The sequence below is a fragment of the Christiangramia fulva genome (assembly GCF_003024155.1).
GTDB classification, from domain to species: domain Bacteria; phylum Bacteroidota; class Bacteroidia; order Flavobacteriales; family Flavobacteriaceae; genus Christiangramia; species Christiangramia fulva.
Window position 1 is genome coordinate 3,167,151 of the sequence record NZ_CP028136.1, and the last position, 20,944, is coordinate 3,188,094.

At 39.2% G+C, this 20,944-nt stretch carries 21 protein-coding genes; 8 read left to right on the forward strand and 13 right to left on the reverse strand.

Going from position 1 to position 20,944, the window contains the following annotated elements; all coding sequences use genetic code 11:
- Positions 1-5: 5 nt before the first annotated feature.
- Positions 6-1,286 carry a mechanosensitive ion channel family protein gene (locus C7S20_RS14090; protein WP_107013076.1) on the reverse strand — a complete coding sequence of 427 codons (1,281 nt, stop codon included), beginning with the start codon at positions 1,284-1,286 and terminating at the stop codon, positions 6-8.
- A 3-nt stretch (positions 1,287-1,289) separates the two neighbouring features.
- On the reverse strand, positions 1,290-1,574 hold the full coding sequence (locus tag C7S20_RS14095; RefSeq protein ID WP_107013077.1) for a DUF3817 domain-containing protein: 285 nt from the start codon (positions 1,572-1,574) through the stop codon (positions 1,290-1,292).
- 144 nt (positions 1,575-1,718) lie between these two features.
- Between C7S20_RS14095 and galE the strand changes: the two genes are divergently transcribed.
- The gene (gene galE, locus C7S20_RS14100; protein WP_107013078.1) at positions 1,719-2,759 is read left to right on the forward strand and encodes a UDP-glucose 4-epimerase GalE; all 1,041 of its coding nucleotides are present in this window, start codon (positions 1,719-1,721) and stop codon (positions 2,757-2,759) included.
- A 68-nt stretch (positions 2,760-2,827) separates the two neighbouring features.
- On the opposite strand, the gene C7S20_RS14105 is transcribed toward galE, so the two are convergent.
- From C7S20_RS14105 to C7S20_RS14120, 4 genes are all read right to left on the reverse strand, one after another.
- Positions 2,828-2,986, reverse strand: a complete 159-nt coding sequence (locus C7S20_RS14105; RefSeq protein ID WP_107013079.1) for a YqaE/Pmp3 family membrane protein — start codon at positions 2,984-2,986, stop codon at positions 2,828-2,830.
- 23 nt (positions 2,987-3,009) lie between these two features.
- Entirely contained in the window at positions 3,010-3,792 is a 783-nt protein-coding gene (locus C7S20_RS14110; RefSeq protein ID WP_107013080.1) for a DUF1206 domain-containing protein, read from the reverse strand.
- A gap of 93 nt (positions 3,793-3,885) precedes the next feature.
- Positions 3,886-4,503 carry a YqaA family protein gene (locus C7S20_RS14115; protein ID WP_107013081.1) on the reverse strand — a complete coding sequence of 206 codons (618 nt, stop codon included), beginning with the start codon at positions 4,501-4,503 and terminating at the stop codon, positions 3,886-3,888.
- Between the two features lie 63 nt (positions 4,504-4,566).
- Positions 4,567-4,950, reverse strand: coding sequence for a hypothetical protein (locus C7S20_RS14120; protein ID WP_107013082.1), 384 nt, complete (start codon positions 4,948-4,950; stop codon positions 4,567-4,569).
- A gap of 203 nt (positions 4,951-5,153) precedes the next feature.
- Between C7S20_RS14120 and C7S20_RS14125 the strand changes: the two genes are divergently transcribed.
- The 4 genes from C7S20_RS14125 to C7S20_RS14140 all read left to right on the forward strand — a co-directional run bounded on the left by C7S20_RS14125 (position 5,154) and on the right by C7S20_RS14140 (position 10,623).
- Positions 5,154-5,864: an SDR family oxidoreductase gene (locus tag C7S20_RS14125; RefSeq protein WP_107013083.1), complete on the forward strand. Its 711-nt coding sequence runs from the start codon at positions 5,154-5,156 to the stop codon at positions 5,862-5,864.
- Between the two features lie 119 nt (positions 5,865-5,983).
- Complete coding sequence (locus C7S20_RS14130) at positions 5,984-8,233, forward strand: FUSC family protein (RefSeq protein ID WP_227009014.1); 2,250 nt, start codon at positions 5,984-5,986, stop codon at positions 8,231-8,233.
- Positions 8,230-8,742 carry a DUF6155 family protein gene (locus C7S20_RS14135; RefSeq protein ID WP_107013084.1) on the forward strand — a complete coding sequence of 171 codons (513 nt, stop codon included), beginning with the start codon at positions 8,230-8,232 and terminating at the stop codon, positions 8,740-8,742. The genes C7S20_RS14130 and C7S20_RS14135 overlap by 4 nt, the downstream gene beginning before the upstream one ends.
- 3 nt (positions 8,743-8,745) lie before the next feature.
- Positions 8,746-10,623 (forward strand): T9SS type B sorting domain-containing protein, encoded by a 1,878-nt coding sequence (locus C7S20_RS14140; RefSeq protein WP_107013085.1) that lies wholly within the window; start codon positions 8,746-8,748, stop codon positions 10,621-10,623.
- On the opposite strand, the gene C7S20_RS14145 is transcribed toward C7S20_RS14140, so the two are convergent.
- Positions 10,624-11,379 (reverse strand): DUF4397 domain-containing protein, encoded by a 756-nt coding sequence (locus tag C7S20_RS14145; protein WP_107013086.1) that lies wholly within the window; start codon positions 11,377-11,379, stop codon positions 10,624-10,626. It lies immediately after the preceding gene.
- Positions 11,369-12,658, reverse strand: a complete 1,290-nt coding sequence (locus C7S20_RS14150; protein ID WP_107013087.1) for an APC family permease — start codon at positions 12,656-12,658, stop codon at positions 11,369-11,371. The genes C7S20_RS14145 and C7S20_RS14150 overlap by 11 nt, the downstream gene beginning before the upstream one ends.
- Positions 12,659-13,059: 401 nt before the next feature.
- Between C7S20_RS14150 and epsC the strand changes: the two genes are divergently transcribed.
- Positions 13,060-13,851, forward strand: coding sequence for a serine O-acetyltransferase EpsC (epsC, locus tag C7S20_RS14155; RefSeq protein WP_107014247.1), 792 nt, complete (start codon positions 13,060-13,062; stop codon positions 13,849-13,851).
- Entirely contained in the window at positions 13,848-14,732 is an 885-nt protein-coding gene (gene cysM / locus C7S20_RS14160; RefSeq protein ID WP_107013088.1) for a cysteine synthase CysM, read from the forward strand. The genes epsC and cysM overlap by 4 nt, the downstream gene beginning before the upstream one ends.
- A 161-nt stretch (positions 14,733-14,893) precedes the next feature.
- On the opposite strand, the gene C7S20_RS14165 is transcribed toward cysM, so the two are convergent.
- Both C7S20_RS14165 and C7S20_RS14170 read right to left on the reverse strand, forming a co-directional pair.
- Complete coding sequence (locus C7S20_RS14165; protein WP_107013089.1) at positions 14,894-15,448, reverse strand: hypothetical protein; 555 nt, start codon at positions 15,446-15,448, stop codon at positions 14,894-14,896.
- 106 nt (positions 15,449-15,554) lie between these two features.
- On the reverse strand, positions 15,555-16,262 hold the full coding sequence (locus C7S20_RS14170; protein ID WP_227009015.1) for a Crp/Fnr family transcriptional regulator: 708 nt from the start codon (positions 16,260-16,262) through the stop codon (positions 15,555-15,557).
- A gap of 194 nt (positions 16,263-16,456) precedes the next feature.
- Between C7S20_RS14170 and C7S20_RS14175 the strand changes: the two genes are divergently transcribed.
- The gene (locus tag C7S20_RS14175; protein WP_107013090.1) at positions 16,457-17,971 is read left to right on the forward strand and encodes a DEAD/DEAH box helicase; all 1,515 of its coding nucleotides are present in this window, start codon (positions 16,457-16,459) and stop codon (positions 17,969-17,971) included.
- 99 nt (positions 17,972-18,070) lie between these two features.
- Here C7S20_RS14175 and C7S20_RS14180 read toward each other — a convergent pair whose 3' ends face one another.
- The 3 genes from C7S20_RS14180 to C7S20_RS19900 all read right to left on the reverse strand — a co-directional run bounded on the left by C7S20_RS14180 (position 18,071) and on the right by C7S20_RS19900 (position 20,819).
- On the reverse strand, positions 18,071-20,365 hold the full coding sequence (locus tag C7S20_RS14180; RefSeq protein ID WP_107013091.1) for a penicillin-binding protein 1A: 2,295 nt from the start codon (positions 20,363-20,365) through the stop codon (positions 18,071-18,073).
- Between the two features lie 156 nt (positions 20,366-20,521).
- A complete protein-coding gene (locus C7S20_RS19895; RefSeq protein WP_257791336.1) occupies positions 20,522-20,656 on the reverse strand; it encodes a hypothetical protein in 135 nt (44 codons plus the stop codon).
- Between the two features lie 28 nt (positions 20,657-20,684).
- On the reverse strand, positions 20,685-20,819 hold the full coding sequence (locus tag C7S20_RS19900) for a hypothetical protein (RefSeq protein ID WP_257791337.1): 135 nt from the start codon (positions 20,817-20,819) through the stop codon (positions 20,685-20,687).
- Positions 20,820-20,944 lie beyond the last annotated feature (125 nt).

Here is a 20,944-nt window from a genome sequence, read left to right on the forward strand (position 1 = left end):
AAAAATTATTTTATACTTTCTAGCACTGCTCTCACATCATCTCCTGAAGGGTTTTCGAAAAGCTGAAGCCCAAAATAAGGAATGGCAGCTATTAAATGATCAAAAATATCAGCTGAAATATATTCAAAATTTTCCCACCTTTTGTCTTTACTGAAGCATAAAATCTCAAGGGGGATACCCTGAGCAGTTGGAGCCTGGTGTCTTACGATGATATACATCTCTTTGTGAACAGCAGAATGTTCATGCAAATAAGAATCGGCATACTTTCTAAAAACACCAAGATTTGTTTGATTTCGACCATTAATAAGGAGACTTTTATCAATGTTGTGTGACTCGTTATATTTATTTATTTCTGCCTGCCTGTTTTCAAGATAGGGCGATATTAAGCTAATGTTTTTCAGCTTTTTTAAATCTTCAGGGGTAAGAAATTTTACCGAATTCTGCTTAATATAAATAGATCTTTTTATCCTCCTGCCCGGAGATTCAAGCATTCCGCGCCAGTTTTGAAACGAGTCGGAAATAAGGCTGTAAGTAGGAATAGTGGTGAAGGTATTATCCCAGTTCTGAACCCTTACCGTGGCGAGATTAATTTCGGTTACTGTCCCGTCAGCACCGTATTTTTCAAAAGTGATCCAGTCGCCAATTCGAACAATATCGTTTACTGAAACCTGTATGGAAGCGACAAAACCAAGTATGGTATCTTTAAAAATTAGGAGAATCACTGCAGAGGCAGCACCTAAAGAAATGGCAAAACCAATCACCGATTTCCCGGTAAGCTCTGAAAAAATGAACATGATGCCAATGAGCCAGATAAAGATCATGATCACCTGGCTGAAACTTTCCAGGGGTTTATCATTAAAGGACGGCCTTGTTTTAAGGTAATTTCTGGTGGTCCTGATAATACTCCGGAAAATCCAAACCACAAGAATTACCACATAGATATTGAACAATTTGTAAAATATCTCCAGTGTGCGGGGAAATTCAGAAAAAATGAGGGGAAAAAAGTAATAGACAATATAAAGCGGCACAATACGCCCTACATATCGCGGGAAATTACTTTTGATAAGAAAATCATCAAATGTGGTTTTGGTTTTATTGGTAAAAGTTTTGAAAGTCCCTATGATAAACCTTTTGATAAGATAATTCACCCCAATCACCACCAGGGTAAGGATCACCAGGTTTATAAGCATATTCATGTACTCAGCAAGAACTTCGTTCATGCCGTGTCTCTTAAAGAGCTTTTCAAAAAAAACGATCCCGTCTTTTAGTCCTTCGCGAACTTGCATGATTTAAAGATATTTTCTTTCAACATAAAACGGTCCGAAGGGAATGAGCGAACATCCCAAAACGGTCAAGACCTGCCTGCGGTTCCAGTTCATGGGTTGTTTGAGAAGAAAGCCTCCAAGAACATATCCGATGAACAAGACACCATGGATCATTCCCACCTGCTGCACCATTTGAGGCATGTCTAGGATATACTTAAGCGGCATCGCAATACCGAGTAGTAAAAGAAAAGAAATTCCTTCCAAAATACTAATCCATTTAAATAAAGTGAGCTGCTTTTCCAAAGACATAAAGCTTGATTTTAAAAATTGTTCAAAGATACTCTTTATAAAATTTATGACCATTGGGGTCTTTCAATATTAATTTTGGTTTTTATAGGTTCCTGAAGGAACAGCTTATTGAATTTTCTTAATTTGCGGTTGAAAAATAAATTTATGTATAAAAATAAGGTTCTTGTCACCGGCGGCCTGGGTTTTATAGGCTCCCACACCGTGGTGGCACTTCAACAGGAAGGAATTGAGGTTGTTATAATTGATAATTTGTCTAATTCATCTATTGATGTATTAGGCGGAATCGCGCAGATTACCGGTAAAACCCCTGAATTTGAAAATATTGATCTTCGGGAAAAAGAAGCGGTAAGAAAGTTTTTTGAAAAATATCCTGATATCCAGGATGTAATCCATTTCGCGGCATCGAAAGCGGTGGGTGAAAGTGTTGAGAAACCTTTACTTTATTACGAGAACAATATTTCATCCCTTGTTTATTTGCTGAAAGAGCTTCAGAAGAGGAAGGATTCCCGGATCATTTTCAGTTCCTCCTGTACCGTGTACGGGCAGGCCGATGAATTGCCCATCACCGAAGACGCCCCGGTAAAAAAAGCTGAATCACCTTATGGAAACACCAAGCAGATAGGTGAGGAGATCATTTCGGATACCTGCAGGATCAATAAACAATTCAAAGCTTCTTCCCTGAGATATTTTAATCCCATAGGCGCACATCCTTCGGCTCAAATTGGGGAACTTCCAATTGGAACTCCACAGAATTTAGTTCCTTTTATTACTCAAACCGCGATTGGAAAGAGAAAGGAACTTTCAGTTTTTGGCGATGATTATCCTACACCTGATGGAACGGCTATTCGGGATTATATTCATGTAATGGATCTTGCCGAAGCCCACGTTAAGGCACTGAAGAGACTTATAGATCATAAAGAAAAAGATAATTACGAGGTTTTTAACCTGGGAACCGGAAAAGGGAATAGCGTACTGGAAGTTATTCAAACCTTTGAAAAAGCTACAGGTGTAAAACTTCCCTACAAAATCACCGACAGGAGGGAAGGAGACATTACTGCTGCTTATGCCGATACCACAAAGGCCAATAAAGAATTGGGCTGGAAAGCCTCGCGCTCTTTGGAAGATGCTTTAAAAAGTGCCTGGAAATGGCAAAAAGAAGTACAAAAAAGGGAAGAAAACGATTAAGGAAAGGGAGGCCTAAAAAGGGAAATTTTAGCTTGTTGAAATTAGTTCTTTTTAGACCTCTCTTTTTTCTATCTGTTTCCGTTTACAAGAAATGCATGGATCACACCGGGAATCCATCCTAAAGCTGTTAACAGCAGGCTAATAAGAAAAGTCATTCCAAGGCCATGTTTTAGAAATACCGCGAGTGGCGGAAGTAAAATATTTAAGATAATAGTTAATAAAGACATACTTCTGGTTTTTATAGTTATGGTTAATCATTGAATTGTCGATATTTCGCCATAGCGAACATATAAATTCCGTAGCAGATCAGGCCCAGTGCTACCAGTCCTAACAACCAGGGTCCATAAGAGGATTTCTGTAGAAAATCGAAAGCATCAGAAATGTTTTTAATATCGTTGGTATTGGAATGATAAGCCCCGCGAATGAAGATATAAGCCATAATTGCAAATACAACTCCACGTGCAATAATCCCAAGATAACCGGTATTTTTTACAAGCTTTCTTCGCTTTTCTTCAGTGATGGATTTATAGTTAAATTTTCTCAGAAAGTTTTTCGAATAGGCTTTTTGAAATTTATGTATACTGAGCCCAATCAAGGCAATACCAATAACTGCAAATACTACCACCCCCAAGCTTCCCGAAAGGAAACTGAGGTTATTGTTTCCTCCTCCCGAACTACCGGCATTGATGAGTTGCAAAACTGCATAGCCTGCCAAAGAAAGATAAATCAGTCCGCTTATAAAAAGCCCCACTCGTTTTATCTTTCCGTGTTCTGAATCGCCAATATGTTCAGGATCTTTAATAGACTGAAAGAATCTCCACCCAGCATAGCAAAGAAGGCCAAGTGCCAGCAGTATTAAAAGTGCATTTCCAAAAGGCTGTTTCTGAAGAAAATTCACAACTCCTGTTTTACCACTGGTTTGGCCGCCGCCCATGTTAAAAGCTGCCATAAAGGCGAGTATTCCGGTAATTGCGTATACGCCTCCTTTTGCGATATAGCCCACGCGAGCCATCTTTTGAATCTTAGAATCCATATTGGTATTGGTTGGTTATCTTTCTAAGATATGGGATAGCACAAATAAAACCTCGATCCTTATGAAAAATTTAATTGTTTGATTGGTAATAAGTTAAATCATTTTAAAAATTACCAGGGAATAGAGGTAAAAACGAGCAAACCTTAAGAGGGCAAAGATGAGATAGCTCGAAAAGGAAAAACGAATAATCCCCGATGCAATGCTTGTCATTGAAAATGGAATAGGAAGTAAAGCCCCAACAATAATTAAGAAACCACCCCATTTTCGAGTATTTTTAATATGTTTTGCCAGCTTGTTTTCTAAAAGATCGTGAACTTTTTTCTGATGGGTAATTCCAATTCCTATAAAATAGGAAACGATCCCGCCGGCATAAGAAGCAGCGGCGAGCAGCGTTAGATAGACAAAGGGAGCAGAAGATTTTCCCGCCCAGGCGATAAAAAGTTCGGGAGGAACAATTCCCAATAAAGATTCTGAAGTGAAAAAGATTCCCAATACCTGCCCGGGAGCAAACTTAGTGGTGATCACCTTCAGCATATCTTCAATATTGAGCACAAAATGATCAACAATAAAGATTACCGCCAAAAAAAGCAGCAGGGGAATTGCCGCCTTTTTCAGGCTCTTAAATATAAAGCTGTAAAAGCCGGTATATTTATAATATTGATGTAATAGCCGTATATGCGATTTCTTGCCGGACTTCGCTTTCTTTTTCATGACAATCTTCTATAGCAATAATGCCGAAATCCTTTCAGAATAAATAAACGTAAAATGATTATTTTAGTAATCCTCTCCCGCGTATTCCTTTAAAGCTTTTATATACTCACGCAGTTCCATTTCATTGATTTTATTTGAATGATCTGCCATGAGTGATAACATGTATTCCAGGCTTTCCTGGCCTGTTACTTCTTCAGTTTCTTCCTGGTCTTCAATTTCCTCTTCATCTAAAGGCTCGTCATCGGGAATTGGAATTTCAAAAGCCTCATTTTCCTGAATATGTTCGTAAGTCAGGCGAACGGCTTTTGCCAAAAGCGGAATGTTTTCTTCCACGACAAAATTTCTTAGTTCTTTAAGGTCTTCAACGAGCGTGTTGATAATAATCCCATTGCGCATCAGGTCGCGCTGAATCTTATTGAGTAACTTTTGTGCTTTTATATTTTCCAATGTGAAAATTAATTTAGGTCAGGGTTGTAATTCTGAAACAATTTCAGCTAATTTTTTTCAGGACAAAGTTAATTTTTTTGATAATCTATAAAAGGTTTTACCGCGGTTTTATAAATCATTTAACCTTTAAAATTAACAGAATCTTAGAGCTTTTAATTTCAGCACGATAGTGGTCTTTAGTAGCTTTAAAAAAAATCAGAAATATGAGCAATAAAGAAAAAACCGCTCTGGTTACAGGCGGAAGTAAAGGAATTGGATATGGAGTTGCAAAAAGCCTGCTCCAAATGGGATATAAAGTTGGAATTACCAGCCGTTCTCAATCTGCAGCCGATAAAGCCGCCGAGAAATTATCAGATCATGGGGAAATCCTTGGTTTAGAAGCCGATGTTCGCGATTTCGAAAGTCAACGTGCGGCCGTGGAAAAACTCCTGGATCGCTGGGGCCGTTTGGATGTTCTTATAGCCAATGCCGGAATTGGGCATTTTGGTTCTATAGAAGAACTTACCACTGAACAGTGGAAGGAAACCATCGACACCAATCTTACCGGGGTTTTCTACAGTATCAAGTCTTGTGTGGAGGCCTTAAAGAAATCTAAAGGCTATATTATTACCATTTCCAGTCTTGCGGGAACCAACTTTTTTGCGGGTGGAGCCGCATACAATGCCAGCAAATTTGGCCTTACGGGATTCACACAGGCCGTGATGCTCGATCTTAGACAGGATGGAGTGAAAGTGAGCACCATCATGCCAGGTTCTGTGTCGACCTATTTCAACGATCATGAACCTTCAGATGAAGACAGCTGGAAAATCCAGATCGAAGATATTGGGGAACTTGTGACAGATTTGTTGAAAATGAATCCCAGAACTTTGCCAAGTAAAATTGAAGTGCGACCTTCACAACCTCCCAAAAAATAAAATTTTTATTTTATAGATTACAAAAAGGAGTGTGTGGGCACTCCTTTTTTTGTGAAATTAACCACTGAATTTTTCTGATCCTGCAATTTGATTTAATTTAAGTTTTTCAAAAAAACCAAGTGACCGTTCAACTGAAAAATTATTACCGGGAATTTACCCGTTTTCTTAGGAGTACCGACTTTTCGAAGGCGTTGATCCTGAGCATTTCCATCGTGGTACCTATCAGTATCTTTTCAAGCCTGGGGAAGTTGGAAATTGGAGTCAGCCTGGCTATGGGATGTCTCTTAAGTTCTCCCAGTGATGTTACCGGTACTTATAAACACAAGAGCCTGGGAATCCTGACTGGTGCGCTTTTGGGAGGTTGTTCTTATGTAATTGCTAAATATGCAGCAACAGGTTTGCTTTCGAGCCTGGTTATGCTTTTTCTTCTAATTTTTGCAATTTCCTACCTGGCGGTCTACGGATTTCGTGCTTCGCTCGTTTCTTTTGCCGGACTTTTAGCCGTAGTACTAAGTTTTGCCGGACTTTCGGCTTCTTCAATTGAAATTTGGCAAAAGGGTTTGCTTATCATTGGTGGAGGTATTTGGTACCTTTTACTAAGCTCGCTCTGGCATTTTATAAGGCCGAAGCGCGCCACTGAGCAGCTTCTTAGCGAAACCATGGAACTTACGGGTGAATATCTTCAGATCAGGGTTAAATTATATAGAAACGCCGATCATTCCCAGCAACTTTCAAAGGAACTTTTGCAACTGCAGGTTGAATTAAATGAAAAGCACGAAAATTTAAGGGAATTACTTATAAGTTCAAGAAAATCGGGAGGAAATTCGGGTTATGCGCGTAAGAGGTTACTTGTATTTATTGATCTTGTGGATATTCTGGAACTGGCTATGGCGCACCCGCTTGATTATGAGAAAATGCATGAGCTTTTCAAGAACGACGAGGCAATTATTAATGATTTTGCTTCTTTCAGTGAGAAGCTGGCCTTGCAATTAATGCAAATTGCCACAGCTCTTTACAGAAAAAAAGATCTTCCGGTCCTCGAGCTTGATAAACTGCTGGGAGATCTGGAAAATAGCTTTAGGGAGTTTCGATCAAAAATTGATATTCCCGAGAGGAGGGAGTCTTTGCTTATGTTAAGGCATCTGCTGGATTATCAGCAGCAACAGGCAGAGCGAATCATCAATATTGATCATGTGTTGCGTGATATTGCAAAAAAACCCAGGCCCGTCATGAGGGAAAAAGAAGCTCAGAAATTTTTGAGTACACAGGAATATGATGTGAAAACGCTGTTAAGCAACTTCAATTTTCAGTCACCGTTTTTCAGACATTCGCTGCGTTTAAGCCTTATAATGATCATAGGTTTCCTGGCAGGCTTCTATTTTTCCATTCAGAATTCGTATTGGATACTCCTTACCATTGTAGTGATCATGAGGCCAAATTACGGACTCACCAAACAAAGAACCCGAAAACGAATCATTGGAACTTTGATTGGCGGTGCACTGGCAGTGGGAATCCTTTTTCTTACACAAAACACTACTGTGTATGCCATCCTGGCCCTTGTAACTTTAACGCTGGCCTTTTCCCTTATTCAGAAAAACTATACTACTGCGGCCATTTTTATTACCCTTAGTATTGTGTTTATCTATGCACTTTTGAAACCTGATGTACTGAAAGTGATAAAATTCAGAGTTTTGGATACTTTGGTAGGAGCCGCCCTTGCTGCGGCAGGAAATTTTTTCTTCTGGCCGAAATGGGAAAAACAGGAACTTCCTGGAAATATCGCTGCTTCGCTTCAGGCAAATCTTGAGTATTTCAGGGAAATCAGTAGCTTTTATCAGCTAAAAGGTAAACTTCCCACTTCTTACAAACTTTCTCGAAAACAGGCCTTTTTGAAGATTGGCGACCTGAATGGAGCATTTCAACGTATGGCACAGGAACCTAAGGCTCAGAAGCAGCAGCTTGCTCTTTTTTACGAGATTGTTAGCATTAATCAAACATTTCTTTCGGTTTTGGCCTCGCTGGGAACTTATATCAGGACCCATCCCACCACTAAAGCTTCATCAGCTTTTAAAGATTATACTGAAAATATTATTGATAATTTGGAAACTGCCTTAAACTACTTGCAGGATCCTTCCGCAGAAAAAAGCGAGAAAAGCTTTAAACGATCGCCAGAAGAAGGTCTGGAAGAAAAATATGAAAAGCTTGTAAATTACAGGAATTCCGAAATTTCACAGGGAAAACTTGATATAGATCCGAAGGTTCGGGAAGAATTACAGGAAGCGCACCTGGTGACGCGACAATTAAAGTGGCTTGGTGAATTATCGGTCTTAATTAAAAAGAATTGTATAAAAATCATTGAAAATAAATGAGCAAAAGAGCTTTTAAAAAATATCTAAAATCTTTAAAAAAGAAAGACCTTGAAGACCAGTTAACCGATCTTTATGAGAGATTTCCGGAAGTAAAAACTTTCTACGATTTTGTTTTTAATCCGCAGGAAGAAAAGCTGGTTCGGGAAGCGAAAGCAAAAATATCAAAAGAATATTTTCCGAAAAACAGGCGTAAAGCCAAGGGGAGACGATCAGTGGCACATAAATACATTCGGCATTTTTTAAAATTGGAAATGGAACCTCATGCCTTGGCCGATTTGATGCTTTACAATATTGAGATTGCCCAGGCTTTCGCCGAGGAAAAAGATAAAATAACCCCGGCTTTCGAAAAAAGTATGTTTAATTCTTTTGAACAGGCGACCGAATTTATCATTTCAAATGGAATTGTTTCTGAATTTGCAGAAAGGATCCATAGAATTACTGAGGCAACTCTAAGGCAAAACTGGGGAATTTCCTATAAATTTGAGAAATTGAATGACCGATTCCTTTGAATCATGAAGAAATTCCTGGCTGCGGCCGCTCTTTTACTTTTTTATATCCAGGCTCAGGCACAATTAGGTTTTTGCACAGGAAGTAAGGGAGATCCTATTTTTCATGAAGATTTTGGCTCTGGAACGGGTACAGGGCCTCCTTTAGCACCGGGAATCACTAATTATACCTTTATTTCAGAAGATCCTCAGGACGGGCAATACACCATTGCTGATGATATAGGAAATGTCATTACTTCCTGGCATCAAAATCTTCCAAATGAAACTCTTTCTAATGGAAGGGCCCTTATTGTAAATGCCGATTATACTGCAGGATTATTTTACAAGACCAGCATCTCCGGCCTTTGCGAAAATACCACCTATGAATTTTCAGCATTTCTCATCAATATTTATAACAGAGCCAGCCAGGTTTGTGAAAATGGCGGAATCCCCATAAATGTACGTTTTGAGATTTGGGATGAATCAGGTACGGTCTTGTTGAATGGTGGAAATACAGGAGATATTACTTCAACAAATTCGCCTAAATGGGACCGCTATGCGCTAACTTTCCGGTCTGAACCGGGACAGGGATCGGTTATTTTAAAAATGTTCAATAATGGCGCGGGGGGCTGCGGAAATGATCTTGCCATAGATGATATTATTTTCCGTTCCTGTGGAGATCTTACCACTGTTGAAACCACCGATGGTTCTACAGGAATTTATGCAGTTTGCGAGGAGAACGCACCCGTGAACATCAATCTTGTTGCCAGCCCAGATAACAGTGTTTACGACGAACATTATTTTCAATGGCAAAAAAGTCCGGATGCAAATTCGTGGACAGACATTCCGGGGGCAAATAGTCAAAATTATAATACGGGAAATATCAATTCTACTACTTATTACCGCGTAAAAGTAGCCGAAGACCAGGTAAATCTTTCCAGCAATGTATGCAGTTCTGCTTCAGAATTCTTTGAATTAAAAATTGTACAATTACCGGATGCACCGCAAAGCAACGGAAATCTTCAAATTTGTGAAGGTGATCCCATTCCTGCTCTGAGCGTAGATGTTCCTGATGGGATAGAAGTGAACTGGTATGATTCGTCTTCGGGTGGAAACCTGCTGAAGGAAAATAGCCTTTCCTATACTCCGCCTGATGAAGGAACTTTTTATGCTGAAGCAAAAGCAGCCGGTTATAATTGCAAATTAAGTCCGCGCACTGCCATTTCACTCACCATAAATGAGGTCCCGTCGACCAGTGATGAATATTTGCAGCTCTGTCCCGGTTCTTCACAAATACTTGATGCTGGCTTGACGGGTATGGATTATGCATGGAATACCGGACAAAATTCCAGGACGATCAGCATTAATTCTTCTGGTACTTTTACTGTTAAGATCACCAATGCCTGGGGTTGCTCTGCAGAAAAAGTTTTCACTGTTGAAATGGCAGCAAATTCTACAATTTCTGAAGTGGTTTCTGAAGAAGAAAAGGTCATCATCCTAACAAAGGAAGAAGGGAAATTACTGTATTCCCTGGATGGATTGAATTATCAGTCTTCAAATATATTTCCTTCGGTTCCCGGAGGTGTATATACTGCTTATGTAAAAGATCTGGCAGATTGCCAGGTGAGCACGATGGAGTTTCCTCATATAGTTTTTCCGAAATATATCACGCCCAATAATGATGGTTATCACGATACTTTCAGGCTAAACGGAATTGAATATTTTGAAAAATCTGAAGTTTTGATCTTCGATCGCTACGGAAAATTACTTTCATCCGGAAGAGGTCCCGGTTTTTCCTGGAGCGGAAATTTCAATGGAGCGAAAATGCCCTCCGGTGATTATTGGTATTTAGTGCGGATTCTTGATTATCCCGATAAAAAAGGTCATTTTTCACTTATTCGCTGATTAGTTCTCCAGGATCTTTATGGCAGGTTTCCCGTTAACGTTGATAAGGACAATGATATAGGCTTTCTGAGATTGAAAATTGAATTTTTTTTCAATGAAAGGCCTTGGCGCATTTCCCAGGTAAACTTCAATTGTTTTTTCGCCAGACTTGATTTGTTTTATCAAAACTGGTTTCGCATAAGAAAGTTTACTGGCAATATTAGTAGTCTTTTTGCCTTCTCTCAATTTCAGATTAATAGGAGTGACACCGGCAGCGGCGTGGAAAACCCTTATTGCAGTAGCACCTTTTTTCAGCTTAAACTTATCGCGGAAGGTCATTATTCCAGGAAGGAAGCCATTTTTTGTATAATTTTCAGAACCTTCAAAGATATAGTGCATTTTGTGGGTGAAAGTTTCTTCATTTTTCCGGGAAGAGTAAGAAGGAATTCCATAAATGACCTGAGTATATTTTTCTGCACTCGCGAGTCCGAAGGTTTTTTTCAGAAGTTCATCTTCATTTGATGCAACAATTATAGAATATTTGTGGGAAGGCAATTGTTTATAAGCTGTGACTTCATTTGAATGAATATCTAATTTTAATGAATTTGAATTAGCCTTCTTTTGGTCAAAACTTATCTGAAGCTCCTGTGGTGTTGCATTTAAAACTTTGATTTCGGCAGGCTGATTTTGACATTGTGCATTAAACCCGGCTATCATCAAAATGACAGAACTCAAGAGACGAAGAAATATTTTATTAAGGATCATTTCAATTGTCATTTTTAGATTTTTTAGACGAGAATCGTTTCATCAGAGCCGGACGACCTAATATGATCAGAAATGCAAGGAATAGTAGAATTCCCAGCTGAATAGGTGCTACGGTCATTAATCGAAGTAATAATACGATCAAAACCACTGCTCCGATAGAAATTCCCAGCCAGGCGATCCATTTCCAGCCTTTTTTGATATAACGCAGAGCTATGATATTTACAATACCAAAAGTGATTAGAAAGATCATACTGGCGGCTTCCACAAGCGATGATAATTTACCTATAACGGCAAGAACCGTAGACATGATCCCAAGAAGTATTATTGCACGATAGGGAACATTATTATGGGTCTTTTTAAAGAAGGGTGGAAGCTCATTGTCATCGGCTACTCGTTTAGAAAGATTGGAACTGGAAAATAGTGTGGAATTTATGGCCGCTGCGGTGGCAAAGACCGCCGCAAGGGTCATTATAACCAAGCCGGGAGTTCCAAGCACACTTTGCGCGGCTACTGAAAGGGAAACCTGTTTTTGTGAAATTATTGCTAGGGCCCCTGCAAGCATAACCGCACCAATGGCTACGGCAGCATAGATAAGAATAACGAAAAAGACAGCAAGCATAATGGTTGGTTTGAGAATCTTTTTCGGATTTTTGATCTCATCGTATTCATAGGTGAGCAGTTGAAAACCCTCATAGGCCATAAATATACTCGCTGCTCCTATAGGTGCACTCCACCATGCCCGTGGTTCAATTCCCGAAACCAGTTTAACGGTATCCCAGTGTAAAAAGCCTATAACGGCCAATCCGATAAGCGCGATAAGATTAAGGCTAACAATTGCTATTTCAACCTTTTTGGTTTTTGTAACCCCAGCAAGGTTCAAACTAATAAGAGCAGCCATGATCCCAACAGCACATAGACGGCTGATCATTGGCGACCCATTGAATGAAAAAGAAAGATAATGTCCGAAAGCAAAGGCATATACGGCCATTGTTAAAACATAGCCCATTAATAACAACCAGGAAAGACTACCGGCGATCCCTTCTTTATTTATTTCCCTTAAAAAAGTAAAAGCGCCACCACTTTCTTTATAATGATTGGCAAGTACGACGTAAGAATAGGCGCTGGAAGCTGCAATAATTCCGCTAATTACGAAACTAAGCCACGCCCATTGCCCGGAAACTGCCACCACGACTCCGAGGGCAGTATAGATACCTCCTCCTACCATTCCGCCGGCTGCAAGCGCCCAGACTGCCGGCCAGCCTAGCGAGCCGGAAGAGTTATTTTTCCCCATAGAATAAATTTTGTATCTCGAAATTAGCAGAAAAAAGCCGGTAATCCCTTCAATCTTCGTTAAGATTCTTCTAAGCTTTGCAAAGGTTTATTAAAATATAAAGCCACCCTTTAGAGATGGCCTGAAAAAACATTATTAAACTCACTAAAAATTACTTTTTAGGTTTTGCCTGTTGTTTTGGTTTGGCATGTGGTTTTGGTGAACCTTTTGCTTCTTTCTGAGGTTTTTTTTCTTGTGCCATCTTTCAACATTTTAATTTGCTTATCTAAGTTAGTAAGTATTCATTACCATTGTTCTTTTATTGGCAAAAAATTAACCCCGCTTTCTTTTTAGAAGAAAGACCTATGTTTACCAGCCTCTATCAGACTATTTTTATAAATTTGGTTAAAAATGGATTAGCTATGGAATTCCAGAAGGTCGTAAGACAAATAGAAGAGCATAAAAAGTTCCCCAATCTTAACCTTGGTATTAAAGAAAAAACTGAAGCTTTTACTCACAAATTATTTAAGACCCTTTTTGATAATCATACCGCTGTCGCCACTAACCTTAAGGAATTAGGAAAAGATTTCGAGGTACTGGCAAAACTGGTTTGCTGGGAACCGGGTTCTCCATGCCAGGATATATGGGAAGAATATTTAAAAAAACTTCCTGAAATTCTTGAAAAATTAAATCTTGATGCAAAATCTATCGCAGAAAACGATCCCGCAGCAAACTCTGTGGAAGAAGTGTATCTTTCTTATCCCGGCTTTTTTGCAATTGCAATTTATAGATTAAGTCATGAGTTCTATAAGTTTGGACTCCCATTGGTTCCAAGGCTAATGACCGAATGTGCTCATAGCCTCACCGGGACTGATATTAATCCAGGAGCCCATATTGGAAATTCGTTTTTTATAGATCATGCCACTGGGGTGGTAATAGGGGAAACAGCGGTGATAAAAGATAATGTGAAAATATACCAGGGAGTTACCCTGGGAGCTTTATACGTGGCACGTGACCTCCGGAATATCAAACGGCATCCTACAATAGAAAGTAATGTTACCATTTATGCAAACGCCACTATTCTTGGTGGAAAAACAGTAGTTGGAGAAAACAGTATAATTGGAGGGAATGTTTCGATAACGAGGTCGGTACCTGCGAATTCCATGGTTTCTCATACCCCTCAAATTACTATAAAAAATACAGCAGACAAATGAATGATTCGATTTTAGACCTGGTAGGAAATACACCGCTTGTAAAATCAAAGAGATTAATAACCAAACCGGGGGTAGATCTTTACTTTAAACTGGAAGGACAAAATCCAGGAGGAAGCGTAAAAGACCGCCCCGCGTTTAATATGATCAAAAGTGCTCTCGAGCGAGGTGAAATCACTAAAAAAACAAAACTTATTGAAGCCACCAGCGGAAATACCGGCATTGCGCTGGCGATGATCGCGGGAATTTACGGCCTTGATATTGAACTGGTGATGCCTGAGAATTCTACAGTGGAAAGAGTACAGACCATGAGAGCCTATGGAGCAAAAGTAACCCTTACAGGTGCAGATGTTGGTATTGAAGGTTCTCGCGATTATGCTGAAGATAAGATGAAAACCGGTGATTATTTTATGCTTAACCAGTTCGGTAACGATGATAACTGGAAAGCGCATTATAAAACCACAGGTCCTGAGATCTGGAATGACACCAATCAAAAGATCACCCATTTTGTATCTTCCATGGGTACAACCGGGACCATCATGGGAACTTCAACTTTTCTGAAAGAGAAAAACAGTGATATTCAAATTGTGGGAGTGCAGCCAACAGATAACGCCAAAATACCTGGTATCCGCAAATGGCCTGAGGAATACCTTCCGAAGATATTCAATCCAAAAAAAGTAGATCAGGTAATAGAAGTAAATGAAGAAGAAGCTGTTGCAATGACCCGGCGCCTTGCCGAAGAAGAAGGAATTTTTGCAGGAATGAGTAGTGGTGGTGCAGCTGCTGCTGCGGTGAGATTGTGTGAAAAACTTGATACCGGCCTGGTGGTGAGTATCGTTTGTGACAGGGGAGACCGATATTTGTCTTCAGATCTTTTTAAATAAAAGATCATCTGGAAAAAAATATTATTTGGTGTTTGTGGATCTGATAGACCCGGTATTTATTAACTACTATCTACAATTTTACACCGCTACCTGAGTAGCTTAAAATAACATTTTAATTCCAGACGATCATGTCATTGAGAATTAATTCTCAGAATTGGCTATTACCTTACCGCAACAATGCTTGTTTTCTTAACAGGATTGATTTTTAGCTTTTTCTGCATTTTGCCATTTTTCATCGTGATGATATAGCTTTGAGCATCAATCGCCGAACCTTTTCCTCTGGCGGTATAGACGTTTTTAGTCATCGTCCAGCCCCGATGGCTTGCAAACACGTCGTTCCAGATCTCACGAGGTAATAGAACATTTTTAAATTTCTGTGAAGTTTGTACTAACTCACCGTATTTATTGTAGTTAGCTTTCAAATAACCACTCTTACTTTTAATGGTTACATCTAAGTTATTGTTCATGCTATTATATTCATTTAAATAAGCCTGCATGTCAAAATTGTTGATCAAAAATTTAACAGGATCATTTCGAAATTGCTGAACATAAGCTTCTTGTAATTTTAACACTACATTTCCATTGTCATACTTTTCATAGAGAACCTTAGCTGATGGTTCATAAGTAACTTTGGCTTCTTGTAATTGAATTACCTTTTGTGAATAGGAAACAGATACGAATCCCAAAATCCACACTAAAATGATTAATTTTTTCATGATGATTAATTTAATTGATGAATAAAAAATTGATTAATATATATGTGATTGTACAGGCTAAAGTAGAAGGTAACTTGCCGATGAACTACTACTTAAGTAGCACAACTCAATTATTTTTTTTCTTTTTACTGAGTTCCCTTTGAAGCTGATCGATATCCTGAATTTTAATTTGATTTCGAGTCATTGTGATGGAACCAGATTTTTTAAGTTTTTGCAGATGCCTGTTCACCACGGCACGAGTAGAACCAATCAAATTAGCAAGTTCTTTATTAGAAAGATCGCATAGCAGGTTCAGGTTTCTGGGATCTTTCAAGTTGGTAACCAGTAAATTGGCAAGTCTGGTTGAGATATCGGTAAATATAATTTGAGAAAAATTTGATTCAAGCTGGCGCATCATTTTAGCAGAATAAATAAGGAAACTTCTGTAATATTTCGGATGGTTTTGAAGCCAGGTTCTTATGCTTTGCATTGGAGCAGCAAGCACTTTTATATCGTCTATACATTCATAATAGACCTGATGACTACCTTCGTCAAATAAACAATTAAGATCAAATACATCCCCTTTGGTAAGCAAAAACAACGTGTGTTCCTTATCACTATTTTCATCTACCTGGTACATTTTAATGCGCCCGGAAATAATTATATAAAAATGATATAAGTAATGCTCCTGGTTTAGGATACAGGAGTTTTTTGGCCATTTCTCTTCGTGAAAATTAGTAAGAAGATCCATCCAGTCATTGCCTGGAAGATTTTTAAGCGCTTCCACCAGTGAAAGGCTCCTTTCATAACTGTCATACAAATTGCTACTGCTCAAAGTATTGTTATTAAATTAAGTAAAACCGAGGGATGATTGTTAAAAAGCTGAAAGTGGGGTAAAGGGGAAACTAAAGATAATCAATAAATGCTTCGGTATATAAATTGTTGAAAATTTATATTCAGGGATTAATTTTGAGTAAACCTTAAAAATCCCTTATTTTTGCAAAATTGCTCACTTAGTTAAAGGATTTTATGGCGGTAGAAACATTTGGTATTGAGAAAAAGAAAGTTGATAAGGAACTCTATGGTTACCAACAAAAGGATATTGAAAAGATATTTGCAGTAATAGATGAACATCCCGAAAAATACAATCTCTTATACCAGTTGCCAACCGGCGGAGGAAAAACGGTAATCTTCTCCCAGATCACCAGGGAATATATCCAGCGAACCAAAAAGAAAGTATTGATCCTAACCCACAGGATCGAACTTTGCAGGCAGACCTCAAAAATGCTTACCGGCTTTGGTGTTCGCAATAAGATCATAAACAGCAAGGTGAAAGAATTGCCCGATCAGGATGATTATATGTGCTTCGTGGCCATGGTGGAAACCCTGAACAATCGCCTTAATGACGAAAAACTTGAAATCCAGGATATCGGCCTCGTTATTATTGACGAAGCTCACTATAATTCTTTCAGAAAGCTTTTCAAATTTTTTGAAAAATGCTTTATCCTGGGAGTTACCGCCACGCCTCTTAGTTCGAACATCAAATTACCGATGAAAGACAATTACCGGGAACTCATTGTGGGAGATTCAATTAACTCACTCATTGAAAAAGGTTTTCTGGCAAAAGCGAATATCTACAGTTATAATGTGGGGCTTACAAATTTGAAAGTTGGGATGAATGGTGACTATACCGTAAAATCTTCTGAAGAGCTCTATTCAAATTACAGCATGCAGGAGAAGCTTCTAAATGCCTATTATGAACGTTCAAAGGGTAAAAAGACGCTTATTTTCAATAATGGTATCAATACCTCTGTAGAAGTTTATCATACTTTTAAAAATGCGGGATTACCCATTCGTCATCTGGATAATACAAGCAGTAAGCAGGACCGTAAAGATATTCTGAAGTGGTTCAAGCATACGCAAGATGCTATTGTGACCTCGGTAAGCATCCTTACCACTGGATTTGATGAACCCACCGTTGAAACCATTATTTTAAACCGTGCAACAAAGTCACTTACACTCTATTTTCAGATGATCGGCCGGGGGTCAAGGGTGCTTAAGAATAAAGACGAGTTCACTGTTCTTGATCTCGGTAATAATATGGCTCGTTTTGGCCACTGGAGTTCTCCCGTAGACTGGAAACAAATATTTCGTTCTCCCGATTTTTATTTTGAGAATCTTCTTAGCGATGAAGAAATCGAACGTGAATTCCAATACGAAATGCCGCCGGAGATCAGGGAGAAATTTTCAAATACCGAGGATGTTTCTTTCAATATCGAAGATGCCTACGATGAGGTTATTAAAAAAGGCCTTAAATCGAAGACTGTATTAGAATGGTCTATGGATCAGCATGTGAAAATGTGTAAGGAAAACAGCGAGGACGTTTTTGATGCCCGCCTTCTGGTAAAAGAGCTTAAAGATGATATCGCTTCCCGCATCAGGCAATATTCCTATTGCATTAGCAAAAGCACGAAGAATTATCGGGAATGGCTGGAGGAAGATTATTCCAGGCGTTTGAGGATGAGATTAAATAAAGAATTTTAATCTCTTAATTTATCCGATAAAATAAGATGCTGAATGAGGCTGTCTTTCGCCGGCAGTTATAACATGACGAGGTTTTCATCAGGCCGATAAGAGCATATTTTAGTTTTTCCCTTTGTCCTTTTTCCCAAACAAACGCTGAAAAAAACCTTTTTTCTTCTTTTTTTCTGAAGGATTTTTGTCTTTTTTACCGCCGAAAAGTCTTTCGAGAAAATTATCCCTTTTCTCCGGTTCACAATCCATCATTTTCTGAAGCCTTTCCGGAAGTGGTTTAAACCGAGCATGAGTGACCTTATTAAAATCGGCATCCTTGTTCATCTTCTGAAGCAGTCCGGCGAAGATCGGCAGTGCCGAATTCGCGCCCTGCCCAATTCGTGTATTTCTGAAGCCAATTCGGTAGTCGTCTGATCCCACCCAGGTCACACAAACCAGGTCGGGGAGAAGGCCTACAAACCACCCGTCTTTATTGTCCTGTGTTGTTCCGGTTTTCCCGGCTAGATCATTCTTTAGCCCATAGGTAGTTCTAAGTCGGGTAGCGGTTCCCTCGTTCACCGTGGCTTCCATCATATTGATCATCATTTGCCGGGTATCGTCTGAAAAAGCTTTGGTTTTAGAAATTTCCGGATGAAATTCGGCAAGGACATTTCCATTGCCGTCTTCGATTCGGGTTACATAAAATGGTTCAGAATAGTGCCCCTGATTTAAAAAAGTAGTATAGGCTTTGGCCATTTCTTTTACACTCAGTGAAGCCGTGCCAAGTGCTATGGAAGGAACTTCCGGAAGATCAGAATCGATCCCCATTTTTCTCGCCTCCTCAATCACATTCCCGATTCCTGTTTCCATTAGAACTTTTACCGCGATGGTATTTAAGGAATGGCTTAAGGCATATTTCAAGCTGTAATTCATGTCGGGATCCAGTTCTTCAGAAGAAGCATTTGAAGGAGTCCAGCCTTTGTCATAAGTAACTTCTTCAGCAGAAAAATAGGTACACGGATCCATCCCAGATTCCAGAGCGGCCGTGTAAACAAAGGGTTTAAAGGTAGATCCCACCTGTCGCTTACTTTGGCTTACATGATCATATTTAAAGTAACGAAAATCAATACCTCCAACCCAGGCCTGGACTGCTCCTGTTTCCGGTTCTAAGGCAAGCAATCCTGCGTTTAAAAATTTAAGATAATGGGCAAGGCTGTCTGCTGTACTTACATTCCTGGTTTTTATTCCATCATATTCAAAAAGCTCGGTAGGATGTTTTTCCTGAAAAATTTGAAGAATTTCGGCTTCCGAGAGGCCTTCTCTTTTAAGCCTTTTATATTTTTCGGAACTTTTAATCACATCTTTCAGCAACTTTTTATCTTTCTCCCACGGAGCATTATTGCCATAGGATGCCTCATGCTGTTCCTGAAGATTTTTCATATGTTCAACCATGGCTTTCTCTGCCATCTGCTGCATTTTGTAGTTGAGCGTGGTGCGAACAATGAGGCCGTCACGGTAAATGTTATAACGGCGGCCCTCTTTATTTTTAAGGGTATCAAGAATTTTGCTTACATACTTTCTCACCTGTTCGCGGAAGTAAGGCGCCAGACCTTTATTGGGACTGTAATTTTTATAATCGAGCTGGAGCGGCTTCATTTTGGCAGCAAGGGCTTCTTCTTTTGATAAATAGCCATATTTCGCCATTTGCATCAGCACCACATCCCGTCTTAACCTGCTGCGTTCGGGGAAGATCCGCGGATTGAAATAATGGCTTGCTTTCAACATTCCTACCAGGGTCGCGGCCTCGGTGAGGCTAAGATCGCTCGTATGTTTATTGAAAAATTTCAGGGAAGCACTTTCAATTCCGTAGGTGTTATCGCTGAAAGGAACAGTATTAAAATATAATTGAATGATTTCCTTTTTTGAATAAACATCTTCAAGTCTTTTGGCAATAATGGCTTCCTGCACTTTATTTACAACAATTCCTAAAGCGCCAAAGTCTTTCCTTCCGTAGATATTTTTTGCAAGCTGAAGCGTAATGGTACTGCCACCCCCAGATGATTCGTCCTGCATCAAAATGCTCTTAAAAAACACCCTTAGCAGGCTGCGACTGTCAATACCCTTATGTTCATAAAACCTGGCATCTTCGGTTGCGATCAAAGCCTGTACAAGGTAGGAGGGAAGCTGATTATAAGATATGGGCTGCCTGTCAAAAACATAGAATTTCCCGAGAAGTTCTCCGTGGCTGGCGAGAATTTGAGTGGCTTTATTTTGTTTTAAAGATTGAAGTTCATTTTCGCCGGGAAGTTTTCCGAAGACTCCAAAATAGATACTTCCGAAAAACAAAAAGAAAAGGGCCGCAATTCCGGTGAGGATGATCAGGGACCATTTTAATTTGGGGTGTTTTTTTAATTTCGAAAACATTTGCCGAAAATGAATAGCGGCAAATAAACAAATGTTTGAGTGAACCGCTTAAAATTTAAGTGAAATTTATGTTTTTTAACCAAAAATTATAGCCGGTAATTGAGTAAAATTACCGGCTATTCAGGATCTCTTTTCATGATGTTGGAATTTTATTGATTATCCAAAATGTCTGTGATTGTACCAGCACATTCTGCCAGAAGTACTTTTAATATTCAGAAAAGGTTTTCTATGAGTAAGATTTCCTTCCCGGCTGGCACTAAAATCCCTGATGATGTTTGATAAAGCTGTCATGATTGATGAATTTTAATATTTAATGAGATTAGGCAAAGTATCTCCCGTTTTTCCAGGTGTATTTTCCCGGCGAGTCCTTTAGGTTCAAAAATGGCCTTCGATGAGAATGACCTTCTTCACGTACTGTTGTGAATTCCTGAATTAAACTTTCGAGCGTTGTCATAAGTTTTTGATTTTTTGATTGATGAATGATCCCTTTTTCAGAAAAATCTTCTTTTAGTGTTCCAGAGTCCTATTGCGGAACCTGGCTGACAATTAAGAAATGATTTTCTTTGTTTCTGATTGATT